Below are 20700 nucleotides of genomic sequence, written 5' to 3'. Positions count from 1 at the left end.
TAACGGGCGAGACCCAGTGACCGCGTGATCAGCCACCCGGCGCGAACCCCGCCTGGATTTCTTGCAGCGTGGCGGTCATCGATTGAATGCCACCACCCGCAACATAGATGTTGGCCGGGTTAAGATAGATCACCTGCCCCTGCTGCCAAGCCTTGGTACCGGCAACCAGTGCGTTGTCCAGCGTGACCTCGGCCGCCTGGTTGCTTTGCCCCAGCGCCAGCGCCCGGTCCACCACGATCAGCCAATCGGGATCGGCAGCAGCGATGAATTCAAACGACACCACCTCACCATGGGTTTGCGCATCCAAATCCGGTACCGCCTCTGGTAGCCCCAGCGCCTGATGCAACCAGCCAAACCGCGACTGCGCCCCATAGGCCGAGACCCGAGGCCCATTGGTCATCACGATAAGCGCATCACCGCGCCCCGCCACGGCGGATCTTGTTCCGGACAGCTTGGCCTCAAACGCAGTCGCAAGCTCTGCGGCCTGCGCCTCGCGCCCCAGAATCTTGCCATACCCATGAAGCCGCGCCAGCGCCTGCTCCACCAGATCCGTACCCCAGATCGTCATGTCGATGGTCGGAGCAATTTCCGATAGCGGCTCCACCTGAGTGGAGGAACGCCCGCCCGCCACGATCAGATCTGGCGCGAGTATGGCAATCGCTTCGTAGTCAGGCTCGAACAGGGTTCCGGCCCTAGTCGCCTTATCCTGCAGGTCGTCCAAATAGCTAACGTAGATATTCGCGGGCACTCCGGCGATCGGCGCGCCAAGCGCGTCGATCGTGTCCACTGCAGCGATGTCCAAGACCACGATTTTCTGCGGAAGCTCGGACAGCTCAACGCTGCCTCGTGCAGTTTCAACAATCACTGTCTCAGCCGCTACAGCCCCGGCCAAAGCCAAAAAGGCCGACGCGGCCCCCTGCAATACCTTCAAATACGCCATTTCCTGTCCTTTACAGAGATAGAATTTGGCTGGCGTAGAAGGCTTGCTCAAAATCAAGGGACGCTTACCGACCCCGATTGCAAAAGTCCAGAACCGCCATTTTGTTAGCGGAATGACTGACAGAAGCTGCAACTGCTGTGGGAAAGCAGGCAAATCACCGCACGACCCGCAGAAAAACTCTTGATGCAAACGACCACCGATTGTAGGAAGCGGCCACCGCACGGTCACGCAACTGACAAGGCGTCTTTACGCTCCGTCAGCTTTGCACTTCCCAGCCCCGCAACTCTGGACAGAAAGGCCTCGCGATGCCGCACTATCTCTCTCCCTCAGATTTCCCGAAATGCCCGGCAAGGGCACGCAGCCGATGAGCAACGTTGGAGCAGAGACGTTTGAAGGGCTTTATGGCCTCGACGCTTGGAGCGGCGGCATGCTTGAGGTGACCCGTGACGGCGCAGTCGCTCTGCGGCTGCCACTGGCACCGAACGCCAAGCCCACGCCCCTACCACAGGTCATGGAAGCGATTGAAGCGCGTGGAATCTCCGCACCCGTGGTGCTGCGGGTGCAGCAGTTTCTGGAACAATCCCTGACGCAGCTGCATGATGCTTTCAATGGCGCGATTAATACCGCAGGCTATAAGGGCCAGTACCGCGGCGTTTTCCCAATCAAGGTGAACCAGCAGGCTGAGGTGATCGGGCACCTTATGAACGCAGGCCAGCAATTCAACTACGGGTTGGAGGCAGGTTCCAAGCCGGAGCTGATGATTGCCCTGTCGCAACCCCTGCCAGAGGACGCGCTGCTGATCTGCAACGGCTCCAAGGATGAAGCATTCGTCCGGCTGGCGATCCTGTCGCGCAAACTCGGCCATAACACGGTCATCGTGATCGAAACCCTGGAGGAATTCGAGATCGTCCGCCGGGTGGCAGAGGATCTCGATATCCGTCCGCTCCTGGGCGTGCGCGTCAAGCTGACAGAGCGGGTTACCGGCAAATGGAGCGAGAGCTCCGGAGACCGTTCCACCTTTGGTCTGGGCGCGCGCGATCTGGTAACGCTGATGGGACGGCTACGCGATAGCGGTTTCCTTGATTGTCTGGTTTTGCAGCACAGCCACCTTGGCAGCCAGGTGCCCAACATCTTTGATATCCGCCGCGCCGCTGACGAGGCTTGCCGCTTCTTTGTAGAACTGACCCGCATGGGTGCGCCGCTGACGCATATGGATCTGGGTGGCGGGCTGGGCGTCGACTACACTGGCGCACGCCGCGCAGATGAAAATTCGGTCAATTACACTGTCGACGAATATTGCACCAACATCGTTGAAACCATCCGCTATGCGCTGGATGAGGCAGGCATAAGCCATCCCACAATTGTTACCGAAAGCGGCCGGTTCGTGGTCGCACATTCCTCGATCTTCATTTTCGAGGTGCTGAGCGCCACTCTGTATGATGCGCCGCAAAAGCCGGATGTGCACCCGGATGACAACCATCTGGTTTCCGACCTGATGGCAGTGGAAAGCTACATCAGCGGCCCCCGCTTTCAGGAGGCGCTGAACGATGCGATCTACTACCGGGATGAACTGCGGGCACTGTTTCGCCGTGGCCAGATCGGGTTGGAGCAGCTATCGCGTGCCGAGCAGGGCTTCCTATATCTGGCCGGCCTGTTCAAAGCGGCAGCGCGCACCGATGAAAGCCTGGCCGAAGCAGCTGGCGCGCTTGGGGCCTTTACCGACCACTATCTGGGGAATTTCTCGTTGTTCCAGTCGCTGCCGGATGTCTGGGCTATTGACCAGCTGCATCCGATCATGCCGCTGCAGCGCCTGAACGAAGCGCCTGAACGCAACGCGATCTTCAGCGATATCACCTGCGACAGTGACGGCAAGGTGGATCACTTCATTCTGGCCGACGGCACCGCCCACGCGCTGCCAGTACACGACCTACGGGAGGGTGAACCCTATCTGATCGGCGTGTTCTTTGTCGGCGCCTACCAAGAAACACTGGGCGACCTGCATAACCTCTTTGGTGACGCCAACGTGGTCACAATATCACTGGACGGCGAAGGCGGCTTTGACATCGAGCACGAGACCGAAGCCGACACTATCGCCGAGGTTTTGTCCTATGTAGAATACGACCCGCGGCAATGCCTTGAGACCTTCCGTAAACGGGTGGAACGGGCAGTGAAATCCGGCCGGGTCAATGCTGCAGAGCGTCGCCAGATGATTGCCGCCTACAAGGATAGCCTGGCAGGCAGCACCTATTTCGACTGAAATCGCCTCCCGGCTGACCACCCAGGGGCATATCGGAACAACGGGGCTGCGGCCCCACTGCAAAGGAATAAACACATGGAAAAGGTTCTGGTTGTAGGCGCCGGCGGCGTCGGATCCGTCTCGGTTACCAAAATGGCCATGCACCCGGAGATCTTCAAGGAGATCACCCTTGCCAGCCGTACGGTCTCCAAATGCGAAGAGATCGCGGCCAATGTTATGGCACGTACAGGCATCACTATCCGTACAGCACAGCTGGACGCGATGAACGTCGCCGACACCGTGGCGTTGATCAAGGAAACCGGTGCGGAACTGTTGGTTAACCTGGCCTTACCCTATCAGGATCTGGTCCTGATGGACGCCTGCCTTGAGGCCGGAATTCATTACCTGGACACAGCCAACTATGAGCCCGAGGACGAGGCCAAGTTCGAATACAAGTGGCAATGGGCCTATCAGGAGCGCTTCAAGGAAGCGGGCCTGACCGCGATCATGGGCGCAGGTTTTGATCCGGGCGTCACCTCGATCATGGCCACCTGGGTGCGCAAGCACAAACTGGACGGTATCCGCCTGATCGACGTGCTGGACTGCAACGGCGGCGACAACGGCAAAGCGTTTGCCACCAACTTCAATCCGGAAATCAACATCCGTGAAGTCACCGCACCCGCCCGTCACTGGGAAAACGGTGCTTGGGTCGAATCCCCAGCCATGACCCATAAATATGAGTTCGACTTCCCCGCCGTGGGCAAGAAAAACATGTACCTAATGTATCACGAGGAGCTGGAGTCAATGTCGACCCATTTCCCTGAGATCGAGCGCGCCCGTTTCTGGATGACCTTCGGCGACGCCTATATCAACCACGTCACCGTTCTGCAGAACGTCGGCATGACCGGGATTGAACCGGTAATACACAACGGCCAGGAAATCATCCCGCTGCAGTTCCTGAAAACCCTGCTGCCGGACCCATCAGAACTGGGTGAACTGACCAAGGGCAAGACCTGTATCGGCGACATCATCACCGGCCCGGCCAAGGACGGTGGCGCAGAGAAGACCTATTACATCTACAATATCTGCGACCACGAGGAATGTTTTGCCGAGGTTGGCAGCCAGGCAGTTGCCTATACCACCGGCGTACCGGCGATGATTGGTGCTGCTATGGTGATGAACGGCACCTGGCGTGAGCCAGGCGTATGGAATACAGAACAGTTGGATCCAGATCCCTTTATGGAGATGCTGAACACCGACGGCCTGCCCTGGCAAGTCGTTGAACTGGACGGCCATCCAGACTTCTGATCTCCGCCTAACACCGGCTGCGGGCAAAGCCTGCCCGCAGCCAAACATATGGACTGGTTTTGCCAAAAGCACGCCGTGCAATAATTGATACCGGTTCTGCCCCCAGGACTTCTGTCAGCAAGCAGAAGCCAACTCGCACCGATCCCGCCGCAACGAAAGACCCGCCATGGATATCAAAGCGCTCTCCACCGACAGCTTTGCCGGCTTCGACCTCACCCGTGTCCCCTCGCCCTGTTTCGTGGTGGATGAAGTGGCAATCGAGCGAAACCTCCAGATCCTGAAACAAGTGACCGATGCCTCCGGCGCCCATGTGTTGCTGGCGCTCAAGGCGTTTTCGATGTTCGCCGTCGCCCCGCTGGTGCGCCGCTATCTTGCAGGCACCTGCGCCTCCGGGATTTATGAGGCACGGCTGGCGCGTGAGGAATTTGGCGGCGAGGTCACCACCTATTCCGCAGGTTTCAAGGCCGATGACCTTCCCGAAATCATTCGTCTGTCGGATCACCTGATTTTCAACTCACCCGCCCAACACCGCCGCTTTGCGCCGCTGATCGCAGAGGCCCGTGCTGGCGACGAGAACATCTCCATTGGTCTGCGTGTGAACCCCGAGCACTCCGAGGGCTGGAACGAAAAATACGACCCTACCGCTGCCTGCTCGCGCCTTGGCACCCCGGTGTCACAGTTGACGGATCAGAACTGGGACGGCATTGAGGGCCTGCACATGCATACGCTGTGCGAACAGGCGTTCGAACCGCTGGAACGCACATTTGCCGCGCTCGAAGCAAAGATGGCGGATCGTCTTTATCAACTGAAATGGATCAACCTCGGCGGCGGCCATCACATCACAATGCCGGACTACAACCGCGCCGGGCTTATCGCACTGCTGCGCCGCATCCGGGAACAATACGACGTCGAGGTCTTCGTTGAACCGGGCGAGGCTGTTGCGTTGCATTCCGGTATCTTGGTGGGTGAAATCCTCGATGTGACAGAGAACTCCATGCCGTTGGCGATCACCGATATTTCCGCCACATGCCACATGCCCGACGTGATCGAAGCCCCCTACCGGCCTGATCTGCTGGGCGAAGTTCAGGACGTACCACCACACCGGCTGGGCGGACCATCCTGCCTGGCGGGCGACGTGATTGGCGACTATGGTTTTGCCGCGCCGCCGCAGCCCGGCGACCGCATCGCTTTTCTTGATCAGTCGCATTACTCGATGGTCAAAACCAACACATTCAACGGCGTTCCCTTGCCCGCAATTGCCCTGTGGAACTCCGAGACCGATGCGTTGACGATGCTGCGCAGACCCTCCTACGACGACTTCAAGGACCGCCTGTCATGACTTATTTTCTCGAAGGTGAGCTGAGCGGCGCCGAACGCGATCCCGCCACTGCACGGTTTAGGGTGATCCCGGTGCCATTGGAGCGCACCGTATCCTATGGCGCCGGTACCGAGGGCGGACCCACAGCCATTCTGCAAGCAAGTGTCGAACTCGAGCGTCTATATCGGGGCGTCGAACCCTGCGCTGCAGGCATCGTCACTGAAGAGGCCGTTGATTGCACTGGCCCCCTGCCCGCGGTCATGGATCGCATCGCCGCCCGCACCGCGGCCGCAGTGACCGCAGGTGCTGTACCTGTGACGCTGGGAGGTGAACACGCGCTCAGCTATGGTGCGGTGCGCGGTGTGGCACGGGCCTTGGGGCGCCCGATCGGCATCATTCAAATCGACGCACATGCCGACCTGCGCAAGGCCTATCAGGGTGAACGTCACTCCCATGCCTCCGTGATGCAGCTACTGGCAGAAGAGGATGGTATCCGTATCGCACAATACGGTGTCCGCGCTATGAGCCAAGAGGAAGTCGACCGCCGCAGCGCGTGCAACCTGGTCTCAATCGACGCCGAAGAACTGGTCACCGGCAATATCCATTCTGTAACCCTGCCGGACGATTTCCCCCAAGACATCTATGTGAGTTTTGATGTCGACGGACTGGACCCCGCGATCCTGCCCGCGACAGGTACCCCCGTGCCGGGTGGGCTGGGGTACTATCAGGCGCTCAACATTGTGCAGAGCGCGCTCGCGGGCCGCAATCTCGCGGGCTGCGACGTCGTGGAGCTGGCTCCGACAGCAGACAGCCGCGTGTCGGAGTTCACCACCGCTCAGATCACCTATGCGCTGATGTCTTTCGTCGCCGCCAAGTGACATGGCCGCGCGCGGCAGGTCGGTCTGTAGCGCGCGGCCCGAACGACGCTGTCCAAAAACCATAGAAGTGTAAAAACTCTCCGGAGGGGCCTTGCACCCGCCGCAGTTGCTCCCTATGAGACCTGAGCCTGTACAAGGCCAGCCAGGAATAAACCCAAGCTAACATCTCTCACGAAAACGGGTTTATTATGGCACGAACTTCCAACATCCGCCTGTCCGGGCTGCTGTGCAGCACTGCCCTGACACTCATCGCCGCGTCCACTGCACTGGCCGAGGAAACCGAGGTCCTGTCACTGGACCCGATCGTGGTCAAACAGCGCGATCCCGGCGGAAACGCCGCCGATCGCGCCACGTCGGTCTATGTAGCTGACGCCGAAATCGAACGCGCCGCTATGGGCGATCTAAAGGATCTCTTTGCTGGCATCGCATCGGTCTCTGTCGGCGGCGGCATCCCGATTGCGCAGAAAATCTTTGTCAACGGCGTCGACATGCTGAACCTGGCGGTTCAGGTCGATGGCGTCAGCCAGAACAACCGCACCTTCCACCACGTCAGCGCCAACGCCTTCGACCCCGGCCTGATGAAATCGGTCCGTGTTGATCCCGGCATTGCCCCTGCAGATGCCGGCCCCCGTGCGCTAGCTGGACGCGTTGTGATGGAAACAATCGACGCCGAGGACATCCTGGAAGATGGTGAAACCTTTGGCGGCCAGTCCCGACTGTCTTATTCCAGCAATGGCGGTACCGCCCAAGGCTCCCTGACTCTCGCGGCCCGCAATCGCGGTTTTGAAATCCTCGGCTACGTCAAACGCGCTATCGGCGACAGCTATGACGATGGTGCCGGCAATGAGGTTACTGGCTCAAACGCGAACCTGACTGCGGGCCTGATGAAATTCGCCTACGAGAGCGATCAGGGTGACCGGGTCGAGCTGTCGCTGCAGCAGGCAGAGGACAACGAACGCCGCAATATCCGGCCCAATTTCGGCCCCAGCAGCGGCGCCGACTTTGCAAGCTATCTGACCAAACGCCGCATCGCCTCACTGCGCTACGAAAACGGCAATGAAACCGGTCTCTGGGATCCGTCTGTGGTGCTAGGTTTTTCCGAAATCAATGTAGATCGTCCGTTAGATCCTTGGGGCGATTCAACCTCCACCAGCTCGCAAACCTACTCGTTTACGCTGAAGAATGATTTCCACCTGTCGGACAACAACACCATCACTGCCGGTGTCGACTACCAGAAACGCGAAAGCTCGGTGAATGCCACCTGGACCAACGGCAGGACCGGCGAGGAAAGCAAAAACATAGGTATCTTCGCCCAGGCCCGTCTGGAGCCTACAGATCGCCTCAGCGTCTCAGCAGGTCTGCGCTATGACTGGCAGGATTTCACAGGTCAGGACTTCGCCCAAACCGGCACCGCCTTTACCGGCGACGTCTCCGGCGCAAGCGGCAACCTGTCGGTGGTCTATGACGTGACCGATTCATTGTCCTTGCGGGCTGGCTACTCCAACGTGTTCGGCGGTTATGATCTGGAAGACAACTTCCTGTTCTACCGGTCTTGGGATTACTCCGATCTGAGGGCATCGCGCGCGAAGAACATCGTAATTGGCGCCGACTGGCAGCGCGGCAACTGGACCCTGGGCGGTGAGCTGTTCAAGACAAACATCGACAATGTCCGCAGCGTGTCCCGCAGTGGTATCGTCTCCGGTGATGACTTTGAAAGTAAAGGTTTCAACTTCTCCGCCACCTACGGCTGGGACAGAGGCTTTGCCCGCTTCACCATGAACAAGAGCGATGTTGAATTCAACGGCGGAGCAGCTGAAAGCTTCTATCTGGTCGACTCTGGCACCCCGGTCGGCGAGGTGCTTGCTTTTGAAGTCCAGCACGAAATCACAAGCATGAATCTGCTGGTCGGCGGCAGCATCGAGGCCGCATTGTCCAATGACAACGGTGTGAGTGAATCCTACACACGCAAGCAGCCTGGCTACAACGTGCTGAACCTCTTTGCCGAATACAGCCCGCCGGCGTTGGATGGCCTGACGTTCCGAGCCGGGATCGACAATGTGTTTGACAAACAATACGCCGACCGCGCGACTTATGGCACCGAATACACCTCAGACGCGGTCTCCACGCTGAATGAGCCAGGCCGCAACATTACAGTTGTTGCGACGCTCAAATTCTAAAACCTCTGCGGCAGTGCCTCTACGGGTGCTGCCGCTCATTTCCTGTAGTTTCTGGCGGGTTTTCGCCGCAATCAATAAATCATACAAAAATAGTCAGTAATTGCTTTCACTGCCTTGCCCTAAGGGCTAAAAAAGGATCGTGAATTCCGCTTCACACCAGACGCTCGGCCTTTTGCCGGCGCCGCTCCGCAGCCAGCCATCCCGCTAGTTCTTGTCGAAATTTGACCCGGCCCGCCTAAAGGCCCGGCATCGCGCCGGGGTCTTATGTCTAGCGTGCCACGGCTACGGGAAACATCTGCACCATGCGCCCAGCCTCTCTCTTTTACCGCATCCAGCCGGAAGGTTCGCAATGAGCCTCCAACAAAACAATCAGCCCGTCCAATGCACTGCCGAGGCCTCACAGGCCGCGTCGCTGCAGGCGCTTCTGAACACCTTCCTGCGTGAGATAGCACCCTCTGGGGCATGCCTGTCCGGCAACCGCGATTCGGTTGAGATCCCGCTTAGTCATGTCCCCGCTCGCCTGCGCGTAAAAGTCGAATATTATTCCCAGTCGGGACCACATCAATTCGGCGCAGCGCAAATTCGCTTTGCCGGCACTCCCGCCTGGCAGGCCGCCGCGCCAGTGCAAGTGATCAGCCTGATTGCGCAAGAATGCTTTGCACATCACAACGCTCGCGATCCCGGCAAGCTGCCGGAATTCCTGCGCGGCGTATTCAACAGCAATGCCGAGATCGAGCAGATCCTGCAGACCCATGCAGATAACCCGGAACCAGACGGTTTTCTGGCGGCGGAACAGGCATTGTCCTATGGCCACTGGCTGCACCCCACCCCCAAAAGCCGCGACGGGCTGACCTCTTGGCAGCAGGGCACCTATGCGCCCGAATACGGCGGCCAGTTTCCGCTGACTTATTTTGCAGCAGACAACGGTCTGGTGTCGCAGGGCTCAGCTGAAGCCGCCGCCACGGACATGGTCCGCCAGATCCCCGGTATCGAAAACACCTTCGATCCGAAACCGCATGAAGTGTTGATCCCTGCGCATCCGCTACAGGCGCAGATGCTGCGGCTTGACCCCGAAGTGCAGAGCCTCATTGCCTCCGGCAGACTGCGCGACCTGGGCACGGGCGGTTGTTCATTTGCTGCCACCTCCTCTGTCCGCACGCTCTTTGCACCGGATTGCCCCTGGATGCTGAAATTCTCGATCCCGGTACGGCTGACCAACTCATTGCGCGTCACACTGCACAGCGAGCTGGACACCGGCGTCTCCATGGCCCGGCTGCTGCGAAGGCTTGAGGCGGACAAGCAAAGCCCGAGGTTCCGCATCATCAACGACCCGGCCTATCTCACCCTAAATCTACCAAACCGCCGCGAAAGCGGGTTTGAGGTGATCTTCCGCGAGAACCCATTCATGGGCGACAAGGACAACGGCATTTGCAACCTCGCCGCTCTCACCGCCGATCCACTGCCCGGCCGCACTGCGCTGCTGACCAACGTCATCAAACGGCTGTCGGCGGAACGTGGCCACTCAGCGGCGCAGACCACGAAGAATTGGTACGACGCCTACCTCACGTGCATGCTGGACCCGGTTTTGGAACTCTATGACCGGCACGGTATCGCATTGGAAGCACACCAGCAGAACAGCCTGCTGGACCTCAGAACCGGACTACCCACGCGGGGTTACTACCGCGACAACCAAGGCTACTTCATTGCCCAGGACGCCTTCCCGCGCCTTTGCGCGCTGGAGCCATCACTAGCAGGCCAACCCGCACTGGTTTACCCGCGTGCGCATATCAATGAGCGGTTGGCCTACTACCTGGTGGTCAATCAAATCTTTGCCGTGATCCGCCGTCTCGGGCGGGACGGGTTGGCCACGGAAACAACTCTGCTACTGCAATTGCGCAACCGGCTGACAGCGGCCGCAGCCCGTTTTGACGGCGCTGCAGCGGGTTTTGTCCAATACTTGCTCACGGCTCCGGTGTTGGCGACAAAGGCCAACCTGCTGACCCGCGTTCACAATGTCGATGAACTGGAAACCGCCGCGCAAGAAGGGATGTTTCTGCAAATGCCGAACCCCATCGCTGCGGTCCGGACCCAGCCCGTGGCGGAGCTTGCTGATGTCCCTGCATGACACCCTAGAGCAAATCTCGACAGCCTCTGCCCCGCAGACCGTATCGGCATCAGCCCCCCGCGTTTTGCGCCAACTCTGCGAGGCACTCCTGTGCGAAGGTTGGGCCACTGCCCTGCATATCAGGCGGGATCAATCGCTGTCATGGTCGCTACGCCAATCACAGTTCCGCGCCTGCGGACGACGCGGCGCCTTTGGCCGTTACCGACTGCAGGAGGGCAGCATCGAAACACGGTGCGATGGAAAGTGGCGCGCGGCAGACACCGATGACGTACTGGCTGCGGTTGCGGACCCATCGGACGCGCTGGAGATACTGCGCGCTGATCTCGATCATACCAAGCACCTGAGCGATTTGACCGCAAAGCTGTTCCCGGCAATCGCGCGGCGCCATACCCTGCCCCTACCGGCGCTGGAGACCGCTCTTTACGAAGGCCACCCATATCACCCCTGCTTCAGGGCCCGCAGCGGTTTTTCTGACGCAGACCACTTGGCCTACGGACCAGAGGCTGGCGGAACATTTCGTCTGATAGGCGTGCTGTTCCATCACTCACTGGTGCAGCAGATATTGCCGTCGCCGGATTTCTGGGAACAGGAGCTGGGCCACGCCGAATGGCAGCGCATCGCTGTGTTGGCTGCAGAGCTGGGCGTACCTTTGGACAGCTTCCGCCTGCTGCCACTGCACCCATGGCAGCACGCTAAGCTGCAAGGTGATCCCCTATTTAGCGATTGGCGTCGTGCCGGACGACTGGCAGACATAGGCCCGATTGGCGAAACCTACCGCGCCACTCAGTCGGTGCGCACGCTGATGAACGCCGATACCCCAGCCAGTGCCCACGTGAAAACCGCCATGGCGATACGCAACACTTCTGCGCTGCGCACTCTTGCGCCAGAATCCGTCACCGTGGCTCCTGCCATCTCTCATTGGCTAGGGAATGTGGTAGACAGTGATCCTCTGTTCAGCCGACGCTACCCGCTGACACTGTTACCGGAATACGCCGCCATAACCGTAGGTCGTGGCACCGCTCTGGATGGACATCTGGCCGCAATCTGGCGGCAAAGCCCGCTATCGCTGGGCCTGCCCGCGGACAGTATGATGCCGTTCAACGGGCTGGCGCTGACTGAGCCCGACGGCACACCGCTGATTGCACCCTGGATCAGGCGTCACGGGCTGGTACCTTGGCTGGACCAGTTGATCGAAACCGCCGTGCTGCCCGTCTGGCATCTCTTGGTGGCCCACGGCATCGGGCTGGAGGCGCACGGCCAGAACCTGATCCTGCATCATCAGGACGGTTGGCCCGCAGGCCTGATAGCTCGTGACTTCCACGAAAGCCTTGAATACGTGTACGCGCTGCTACCGCGTCCGGATCTCTGCCCGGATCTGGCCCGGATCGATCCGGCCTATGCCGACGCCCCGCTGGATCGATTCCACCGGATGTCGAGCCCAGAGGAACTACGTTGGCTGGTAATGGACACACTGTTTGTCTTTAACCTGGCCGATCTGTCTGCCCTACTGCAGCGCCACTATGGCTTTGCCGAAAGCACATTCTGGCGCCGTGTACGCGCCCGGTTGGATAGCTATGCCGCCGAGCAGGGGCTGCAGGACCGCGAAGCCGCACTGATACCGTTTGCACCGCAGATCCGTGCCGAAAGCCTGATTTCTCGCAAGATAGACCCTGATACGCCGCAGCACGGCCACCTGATAGCCAACTCTCTAGCCACCGCAAAGGATGACTGACATGTTTGTTCTGAACGACACACCCATTGACCCCTCGGTTTTGGCGGCGCGGCTGGACCGCGTCCTGACCGAACCTGCGGGCCACCGCTATGGTGTGCACATGCAGAACCCCGGCGCCGCACTGCCCGCGCTTCTGTACCTTCGTGCGCAGAAGGCCGGCGTCTTTCCGATCCATGCGGACATCCCGGCGGAAACCGCTCTCGCCATGGCGCAGGCCGCAGGCTGCGACGTGATGCTCAGCGACGGGTTAAAGCAAGTTGCAATCCCACAAACTGACAGCATCCCCCGCGGCGGCGTTCTGGTGCAGATGAGTTCAGGCACCACAGGTGCTGCCAAAGTGATCACCCGCACTTGGGCTGAGATCGCGGTAGAGGTCGAAAGCTACGCGGCCTTCTTCACAGCGAGCGCTGCGATGACGCCGGTAATTGCCTGCCCCGTCACCCATTCTTACGGGCTGATTGCCGGCGTTTTTGTGGCTCTATACCGCGGGCACGTGCCGGTCATCATTGATAGCTTGAACCCGAAATACATCCTGCGGCGTTTGCGCGAAACGGGCCAGCCGCTGCTTTATACCTCACCTGCGATGCTGCACACACTAGCGCGTCTTATGCCCGCAGAGCAGCAGCTTTATGCGGCAAACACCTCCGGCACGGTGTTGCCAGACAGCTGGTTCCAGCTGATCCGCTCCCGCACCACCCACCTGTTCCAACAATATGGCTGTTCAGAAGCAGGTTGCGTCGCCATCAACCAGGATCTGCAGCATCCGACGGACGTGGGCCGCCCGCTGCCCCATGTGACCCTGACCGCAGGCCATAACGATACACCCGAGGTTATCCGCATCATCGCCAAAGGGCAGACAATCGATACTGGCGATCTCGGTCACCTCAACACGGACGGTATGCTGATTTTCACCACCCGCGCTGACGACATGATCAATGTGGCGGGCTTCAACGTCTATCCGCAGGATGTAGAACAGGCAGCAATGGCGTTGCCCGGCGTCTCTGATGCCGTTGCCTTTCGCATCACCGACCCGCACTCCGGCGCCCGTGTCGGATTGATCTACGCAGGCAATGCCGCCGAAGGCGACCTGCGCCAGGCTTGCCGCAGCACGCTGGCGGATTACCAACAACCCGCCCTGATCCGGCATCTGCCCGCCCTGCCACGTCAGGCCAACGGCAAGATCAGCCGCCGTGAGATCGCCGCACAATACGCTCCTACCGAAACCGCAGAGGCCGTCCCCGCATGACCTATGACATGATCTTTGAGGCCATCCGCCAGACCCTGACCGGACCACTCATCAACCCGCATATGCAGAACTTCACCTCACAGGCCATATTGAATGACGACCTGCACATCGACTCGGTGATTTTGATCAACCTGATGCTGCATTTGGAAACAGATCACGGGATCGAAATGCCCGAACGCGAGCTGACCAAGAACGATTTCAGCACCGTTGACGGGTTGATCCGGATGCTGCTGGGCGAAACACCCGAACCAGCCGCAGATGACGGTGACGCACCTGCTCCTAGCGAAATCACCGTGCATTGCTTTGTAAGCTGCCTCTGCGCCGCGATCCGCAGACATGATCACCTGAATTTCCGGCCGTTCTACTTTGGCACCTGGGACAGCGGCTTTGCCGTAACCCCACAAATGCAGCTCGCCTACCACAGCGAAGAGATCACTCAGGATCTCTACGCCCGGTGGGTCGAACGCCTGTACAACATTCCAGTGCGCGAATGGTATGACCATAGCAAAACCAAGGAACAGAACCTGATCCGCTTTGAACAGCTTCTGTCCAGCAAAAACGATGATCAGCAGTTGGTGGTGTTCCTAGACATGTACCATCTGCCGGAACGCGAAAATAAGTACAACCAGAACCCCTTTCCACATTTTGTGATCATCGAACTGACCGAAGACCCGGACATTTGGCACCTCGTTGATCCGGATTACCGCTGGCGCGGGGATCTACCGCGCGAAACCATTCTCAATGCTATGGCGCAACCTACCGTCGCGGGCGGTTACATCATGGACAGCAGCCAAGCACAGGCGCCGCACCCCGCCGATTTGGCTGCCTATTTCACAGAAACCTTCCGCACAGATGACAACCTACTGACCTCGGCCTTGCGGCGGATCTTTGAATACCATTGTCAACCCGCACACACGCTGGCAGATCTGGGTCACGCCGTGCGGGAAATGCCAGTGCTTTCCCTGCGCAAATACGCCTATGAGCACGCCTTTGCTTTCTTCTGGCAAGAACTGGATACCCCGTTCGAGGCCTTCGATGCCGAATGCGATCGGGTTGAGGCCTTGTGCGAGAGCTTCCGTAAACTGCAGTTTCTGGCCGCCCGTGTCGCACATACCGCTGACCGTGCACTGATCCCCGACTTGTTCGCAGCACTGGATGCACTGGATCAGCTCGAATTCACCATCAAATCCGCGCTTCACACTCAATTTCAGGCCTGGTGCACGGCCAATCTGCCAGCGTCATCTACCCTTCTGCCCACTCCCATTGCCGAGCAAACGCAGCAGCAGGAGGTTCCCGCATGAGAGTATCCCTTTGCACAATCTCGTTCCGCCACCAGCTGATCGGGCTCAAAGATATTGCTTTTTGGGCCCGTGATAATGGATTTCAGGGGATTGAACTGTGGGGTGTTCACGCTCGCAGTCAGCCGCCGCTTGCGGTTCACAATGCGCAGTGGATGGCGGCGCAGGGGCTATCCGTGCCGATGATCAGTGACTACCTGCCGTTGCACGATCCTGATCTGCTACGCAGCCGCACCCTGGCGCTGTGTAGTCAGGCCCGGACCTGGGGCGCGGGTAAAATGCGGACCTTTGCTGGCCAACAATCCAGCGCTGACGCGACAGCCGAAGATCGCCGCCAAACCATCTGCGCCCTGCGCGAGGCCTGCATCATTGCCGCCGACCACGGGCTGCGGTTGCTGGTGGAAACTCACCCTGGTACCCTGGCCGATACATTGGCGGACACCTGCGATCTAATTGACGCCACCGATCACGAGGCACTGGCCATCAACTTTGATGCTCTGCACGTTTGGGAAGGCGGCGATGACCCGATCGAGGCCCGCCGCATCCTGTTGCCCCGCATTGCCCACTACCATCTGAAAAACGTCTCTGTCCGCGATCGTCTGACTGTCTTTGCCCCCGGCAATGTCTACAGCGCCGCAGGCAGTCGCGACGGCATGGTACCATTGTTTGAAGGCGCCTATGATTACACTTCGCTGTTGGTCGCAATGTCCGCAGATCCGACCTGCGAGGCTTCCTTGGAATGGTTCGGAGATGACGTTTTCCAGACTCTAAAAAGAGATGTTCTCCAGATCCAAGCCGAAACCCGCCAGAACATGCCTGAAGCAGTCTGAACAACTCCAGACCTAACCTAAAAAACCCGGTGCGCCTTATACTGTGCACCGGGTTTTCTTTTCCTTCCATCAGAGCACTGAAAATCAAGCGTCCTCCGGCACCCGTTCCGGCGTTCCGGCCTGGCGCTGCCACAGCCCGGCATAGACCCCCTGCCCCGCTAGCAGCATCTGATGGCTACCATCCTCGGCAATCTCTCCGTCGCGTAGCACAACGATCCGATCCATCTGCGCTATCGTCGACAACCGGTGGGCGATTGCAATTACTGTCTTGCCCTGCATTACATCCAACAGCGTCTTCTGGATTGCCTCCTCCACTGCGCTGTCCAAAGCCGAGGTCGCCTCGTCGAGGATCAGAATCGGTGCATTTTTCAGCACCACCCGTGCGATGGCGATCCGCTGACGCTGCCCACCGGACAAGGCCACGCCGCGCTCACCCACATGCGCGTCATAGCCGGTGCGCCCCTCCTGATCGCGCAGCGCCATGATAAAATCATGCGCCTTTGCCCGCTTGGCTGCGGCGATCATCGCCACTTCGCTGGCGCCCGGGTTACCATAAAGGATATTGGCCCGCACAGATCGATGGATCAGCGAAGTATTCTGCGTCACCACCCCAATTTGGCGGCGAAGGCTATCCTGGCTGACCTGACTGATCTCCTGCCCGTCGATCAGAATGCGCCCACCTTCAGGGTCACGGAACCGCAAAAGCAAGTTGATTAGGGTCGACTTACCCGCCCCTGAAGGCCCTGCGATTCCCACCCTCTGACCTGCTGGAATATGCAGATCTATACCATTCACACCGCCCTGCGTATTGCCATAGTGGTGCCGCAGCCCCTCGATGTGCACCTCTGCACGGCGGACCTCCAATGGTCTCGCCCCCGGCACGTCCCGGACATCATGCTCTGCTGACAGGGACCGCAACCCCTCGCGGATCACACCCATGTTCTCAAACAACCGGATCGTCACCCACAGGATCCAGCCACTCATGCCATTAAGCCGGATCGTCAGCGCCGATGCCGCCGCCACTTCACCTACGCTGACATGCCCATGCATCCACAGCCATATGGCCGGCGCCACAACGATCAGGATCAGCACACCATTAATGGCAATGCTGCCGAACGCCAGCCGCGTCATCATCCGCAAAAACCGCTGATACCGCACCCGTAACCGTCGCAACGCCGACAGCGCATAGGCCTGTTCCTGCCCGTCGCGGGCAAACAGCTTTACCGTCTCGATATTGCCATAGGCATCAACAATCCGCCCGGTCACCGCAGACCGTGCATCGGACCATTTTTCCGCGGTTGCCGCGACATTCAGCGCGGTGTGGCGCACATAAACCGCATAAAGCCCAACCCACAGGACAAGCGGCACTGCCAACCGCCAGTCGATCTGCGACAGTACCAGTACCGCACCGATCATATAGGTGACCGCAAATAGAACCGCCTCAAACAGCATATGCACGCTGTCCTGCACTGCTGGGCCCATCTGCATCACGCGGTTGCTGAGCCGTCCGGCAAAATCATTTTGGAAAAACCCTGCCGACTGTCCCAACAGATGCCGATGCGCCTGCCAGCGCACTTGTTCCTGTAGGTTCGACGACAGCGTCTGCTCTAGCAGCAGATGGTTAAGCCCCACCAACGATGGCCGCAGGATCAGCACACAGAACAGCGCCAGCAGCATCTCCCTGCCATGCGCAGCCCAGAATGTGCCCGCGCCGGTCTCTGCCATCAGATCAACCACCCGGCCGGAATAGAAAATCAATCCGCTCTCCATCAGTGCCGTCAGCACCCCTGTGGCAAACATCAGCGGTAGCCATTTGCGGTAAGGGGTCAGCTGCTGCACCAGATACCGCCGCAAAGTGGATCGTGGCGGCGCTTGATGGTCAGCCGCAAAAGGATCAACAAGGTTTTCAAAAGCCCGGAACATGGGAAGCCTCTCAAGGATTAGATGGAACCGCTTGAGATGTGGGTCGCCGTTTCCGCCCGCCTGCCAGTCCGCAAAGCGGAACCATTCCTGACAAGGGCTCGGACCATGCCTGCACCGCAGCTCGGCCCTTGTAGGCGGCTGTCGCCGCTTTGTCAGCAGCGGAAACGCACTCACGCCGCAAATAGCTACCGCTATTCCGCTTGCAAGCCGCCGGAGAAGCGATAAATTGCCGCTATCTTACTAAAAAACTAAGGTTTATATCAATGCTCACTGACAAAGGTCATTTTGACACCCCGAATTCGGAAAAATACCTGCAGCAGCTCTGCAAGCATTTCGCCCACAAGGTAGCGGTGGAACATGACAACACCAACGGCACCATAGCGCTGGGAATGGGGCCTGCCACCGTGCACGCTACCGGCGGAACCTTAACCGCCGAGGTCACTGCCCCCAACGCCGAAGAGCTCGCCGACGCCCGTCAAATCATTGACAGGCATCTGGCCCGCTTTGCCTTTCGCGAAGATTTCGAGGCAATGGCATGGCAATCCACTGAGGCCTGATCACGCCTCTGATGTTGCGGCGAAACCATGGCACAGTGATCCGCACCAAAATAGTCGGTTCAGAACAGGCACAACAGCTAGCGGTGTATCCAAGCACCGTCCTCAGCCGATGAGTTCTGCGCCGCCGAGATGAACCACATCCCATCAAGTCCTGCCTGAAGGCCCGGCAACATGGGGTTATCGATGTTGGTGGAAATTGCTTCGGCGATATCAGCGTAAAGCGTCGCGAAACCTTCCAGATACCCCTCGGGATGGCCCGGGGGGACGCGGGTCCAGTCTGGCCCCATGCGAGGCCCACCACGGGTCAGGATCTGCTTAGGCTCTCCAAAGCGGGTGAACGTCATTTGATTGGGGTCCTCATGCACCCATTCGATGCCGCCCTTATCGCCAAAAACCCGCAAGCGCAGACTGTTCTCACATCCGACAGCGATCTGGCTTGCCCAGAGAATGCCCCGCGCGCCGCCTTCGTAACGCAGCATGATATGGGCATTGTCATCCACCTTGCGCCCCGTGCCGAAGCTGTGCAGTTCAGCCGACAATGCCTCCGCCTTAAGGCCGCTGACAAAACACGCCAGATTGAAGGCATGGGTGCCAATGTCGCCAATAGCACCCGCCCCGGATTGTTTTGGATCCGTGCGCCATGCGGCCTGCTTATGGCCATCTTGTTCGATAGGATCAGTCAGCCAGTCCTGTGCATATTCTGCCTGAACCAATCGGATCTGACCCAGATCGCCACGCGCAACCATGGCGCGGGCCTGCCGCATCAGCGGATATCCAGTGTAGTTATGAGTCAGAAAAAATCGTGCGCTGCTGGCATGCGCCGCCTGTTTGATTGCATCCGCTTCCGCCGTACTGGCAGCGAGGGGTTTGTCGCATATCACATGGATATCCGCCTCAAGAAACGCGACACTGGGACCTGCATGCAAGTGGTTAGGCGTGACGATAGCCACGGCATCAATACCGTCATCGCGGGCCGCCTCAGCCTTGGCCATCTCTTGATAGCCGGCATAACTGCGCTCGGGCGCTAGCCCCAACTCTGCCGCGCTTGCGGCGGCACGGGTGGGATCAGATGACAGGGCACCCGCCACAAATTCAAATCGATCATCAATGCGTGACGCAATACGATGCACCGCTCCGATAAAAGCACCCTGGCCGCCGCCGACCATGCCCAATTTCAAGCGTTTCATGCGATCTGTCTTCATAATCCAAGCATCTCCCGAATTTTTCCCTTGTCGCCTAGGCCCCCGCAGCATCAGCAATAGCCTTGTCGGTGACCTCGAACAGATGGCGTTTCAATAGGCGGCCTCGCCCAACATCTTGTCCTGATGATAGATCCATTTCAGCGCTGCCAAAGGATCATAGAAATATTGCGTTATCTTAGTGAAATGTTCTCACAATCAAACTGTCCACGCCCAGAGGCCTGTCATTCGCCAAAGCCCCGATCAGTCCAGCGAGACCCAGAGCACATGTGCATCCTCTTCGCTGGTCGATACACAGCAATGGCCCATTCCGCTGTCGTAGTAGACGGTATCCCCGGCCTTCATGGACAAGGGCCGATAATGTTCAGTGTAAAGCACCAATTCACCACTGATCACCAACATGAATTCCTCGCCGCTGTGGCGGATCCAGGTCTCAAACTCCGAAACATCCCGCGCTTTGATATGGCTGAAATAGGGCAGCATCCGCTTGCTGGTCAGTTCCGTACACAGCAATTCATGATCATAAGTCGGGGTTTCCTGATGCTCCCCCTCACCTTTGCGGGTGTAATCACGCCGCCCTGAAATATCGCTTTGAGCTGATTGCACAAACAACTGTGGTGTCTGCAGATCCAGCGTCTGCATCAGGCGGCGAATAATCTCGAAACTCGGGCGGGTTTGGTTGTTCTCGATCTTAGAAAGGGTAGATCGGCCGATGTTGGCCGCCTTGGCCGCCTCTTCCAAAGTCAGGCCCTTTTCCTTGCGCGATTCTCGAATCATTTTCCCAAGCGCATCGCCGTCCGGGGCTTCAACGATCTCTGCTGCGGGCGCACCGTCGTCTGGGTTGATGGGTTCCATAGGCGTGCAATCTCCTGAATTTCCCCATGTTTAAACTCCCCTCACGAGTTCGTCAAAGTTTCCATGTTAAACCAGATA

Annotated in this window: 15 protein-coding genes; 11 read left to right on the top strand and 4 right to left on the bottom strand. The window is 58.9% G+C overall.

Annotation, left to right across the window (positions count from 1 at the left end; all coding sequences use genetic code 11):
• Positions 1–28: 28 nt before the first annotated feature.
• Complete coding sequence (locus ACEWZM_RS20145; protein WP_414008280.1) at positions 29–940, bottom strand: siderophore ABC transporter substrate-binding protein; 912 nt, start codon at positions 938–940, stop codon at positions 29–31.
• A 364-nt stretch (positions 941–1304) separates the two neighbouring features.
• On the opposite strand from ACEWZM_RS20145, the gene speA reads away from it, so the two are divergent.
• The 10 genes from speA (at position 1305) to ACEWZM_RS20095 (ending at position 16088) form a co-directional block, all read left to right on the top strand.
• Positions 1305–3197 carry a biosynthetic arginine decarboxylase gene (gene speA, locus ACEWZM_RS20140; RefSeq protein WP_414008279.1) on the top strand — a complete coding sequence of 631 codons (1893 nt, stop codon included), beginning with the start codon at positions 1305–1307 and terminating at the stop codon, positions 3195–3197.
• A gap of 75 nt (positions 3198–3272) precedes the next feature.
• On the top strand, positions 3273–4484 hold the full coding sequence (locus ACEWZM_RS20135; RefSeq protein WP_414008278.1) for a saccharopine dehydrogenase family protein: 1212 nt from the start codon (positions 3273–3275) through the stop codon (positions 4482–4484).
• 166 nt (positions 4485–4650) lie between these two features.
• On the top strand, positions 4651–5823 hold the full coding sequence (locus ACEWZM_RS20130) for a carboxynorspermidine decarboxylase (RefSeq protein ID WP_414008277.1): 1173 nt from the start codon (positions 4651–4653) through the stop codon (positions 5821–5823).
• A complete protein-coding gene (gene speB / locus ACEWZM_RS20125) occupies positions 5820–6680 on the top strand; it encodes an agmatinase (protein WP_414008276.1) in 861 nt (286 codons plus the stop codon). Before ACEWZM_RS20130 ends, speB begins: the two co-directional genes overlap by 4 nt.
• Before the next feature lie 188 nt (positions 6681–6868).
• Positions 6869–8857 carry a TonB-dependent receptor plug domain-containing protein gene (locus ACEWZM_RS20120; RefSeq protein WP_414008275.1) on the top strand — a complete coding sequence of 663 codons (1989 nt, stop codon included), beginning with the start codon at positions 6869–6871 and terminating at the stop codon, positions 8855–8857.
• 349 nt (positions 8858–9206) lie between these two features.
• Positions 9207–10982, top strand: coding sequence for an IucA/IucC family protein (locus ACEWZM_RS20115; RefSeq protein WP_414008274.1), 1776 nt, complete (start codon positions 9207–9209; stop codon positions 10980–10982).
• Complete coding sequence (locus tag ACEWZM_RS20110; RefSeq protein WP_414008273.1) at positions 10969–12714, top strand: IucA/IucC family protein; 1746 nt, start codon at positions 10969–10971, stop codon at positions 12712–12714. Before ACEWZM_RS20115 ends, ACEWZM_RS20110 begins: the two co-directional genes overlap by 14 nt.
• Before the next feature lies 1 nt (position 12715).
• Positions 12716–13960 carry an AMP-binding protein gene (locus ACEWZM_RS20105; RefSeq protein WP_414008272.1) on the top strand — a complete coding sequence of 415 codons (1245 nt, stop codon included), beginning with the start codon at positions 12716–12718 and terminating at the stop codon, positions 13958–13960.
• Positions 13957–15261, top strand: coding sequence for a DUF6005 family protein (locus ACEWZM_RS20100; protein WP_414008271.1), 1305 nt, complete (start codon positions 13957–13959; stop codon positions 15259–15261). The genes ACEWZM_RS20105 and ACEWZM_RS20100 overlap by 4 nt, the downstream gene beginning before the upstream one ends.
• Complete coding sequence (locus ACEWZM_RS20095; RefSeq protein WP_414008270.1) at positions 15258–16088, top strand: sugar phosphate isomerase/epimerase family protein; 831 nt, start codon at positions 15258–15260, stop codon at positions 16086–16088. Before ACEWZM_RS20100 ends, ACEWZM_RS20095 begins: the two co-directional genes overlap by 4 nt.
• 84 nt (positions 16089–16172) lie before the next feature.
• Here ACEWZM_RS20095 and ACEWZM_RS20090 read toward each other — a convergent pair whose 3' ends face one another.
• On the bottom strand, positions 16173–18011 hold the full coding sequence (locus ACEWZM_RS20090) for an ABC transporter ATP-binding protein (protein WP_414008269.1): 1839 nt from the start codon (positions 18009–18011) through the stop codon (positions 16173–16175).
• A gap of 263 nt (positions 18012–18274) precedes the next feature.
• Here ACEWZM_RS20090 and ACEWZM_RS20085 point away from each other — a divergent pair, with 263 nt between their 5' ends.
• On the top strand, positions 18275–18568 hold the full coding sequence (locus ACEWZM_RS20085) for a DUF2218 domain-containing protein (RefSeq protein WP_414008268.1): 294 nt from the start codon (positions 18275–18277) through the stop codon (positions 18566–18568).
• Positions 18569–18645: 77 nt separating this feature from the next.
• Here ACEWZM_RS20085 and ACEWZM_RS20080 read toward each other — a convergent pair whose 3' ends face one another.
• Positions 18646–19755 carry a Gfo/Idh/MocA family protein gene (locus ACEWZM_RS20080; protein WP_414008267.1) on the bottom strand — a complete coding sequence of 370 codons (1110 nt, stop codon included), beginning with the start codon at positions 19753–19755 and terminating at the stop codon, positions 18646–18648.
• A 255-nt stretch (positions 19756–20010) separates the two neighbouring features.
• Positions 20011–20622, bottom strand: a complete 612-nt coding sequence (locus ACEWZM_RS20075) for a helix-turn-helix domain-containing protein (protein ID WP_414008266.1) — start codon at positions 20620–20622, stop codon at positions 20011–20013.
• Between the last annotated feature and the right edge of the window lie 78 nt (positions 20623–20700).

The organism is Phaeobacter cretensis (assembly GCF_047372505.1).
GTDB classification, from domain to species: Bacteria; Pseudomonadota; Alphaproteobacteria; order Rhodobacterales; family Rhodobacteraceae; genus Phaeobacter; species Phaeobacter cretensis.
Note: the sequence above shows the minus strand (reverse complement) of the source record. Positions and strands in the feature narration are given on the sequence as shown.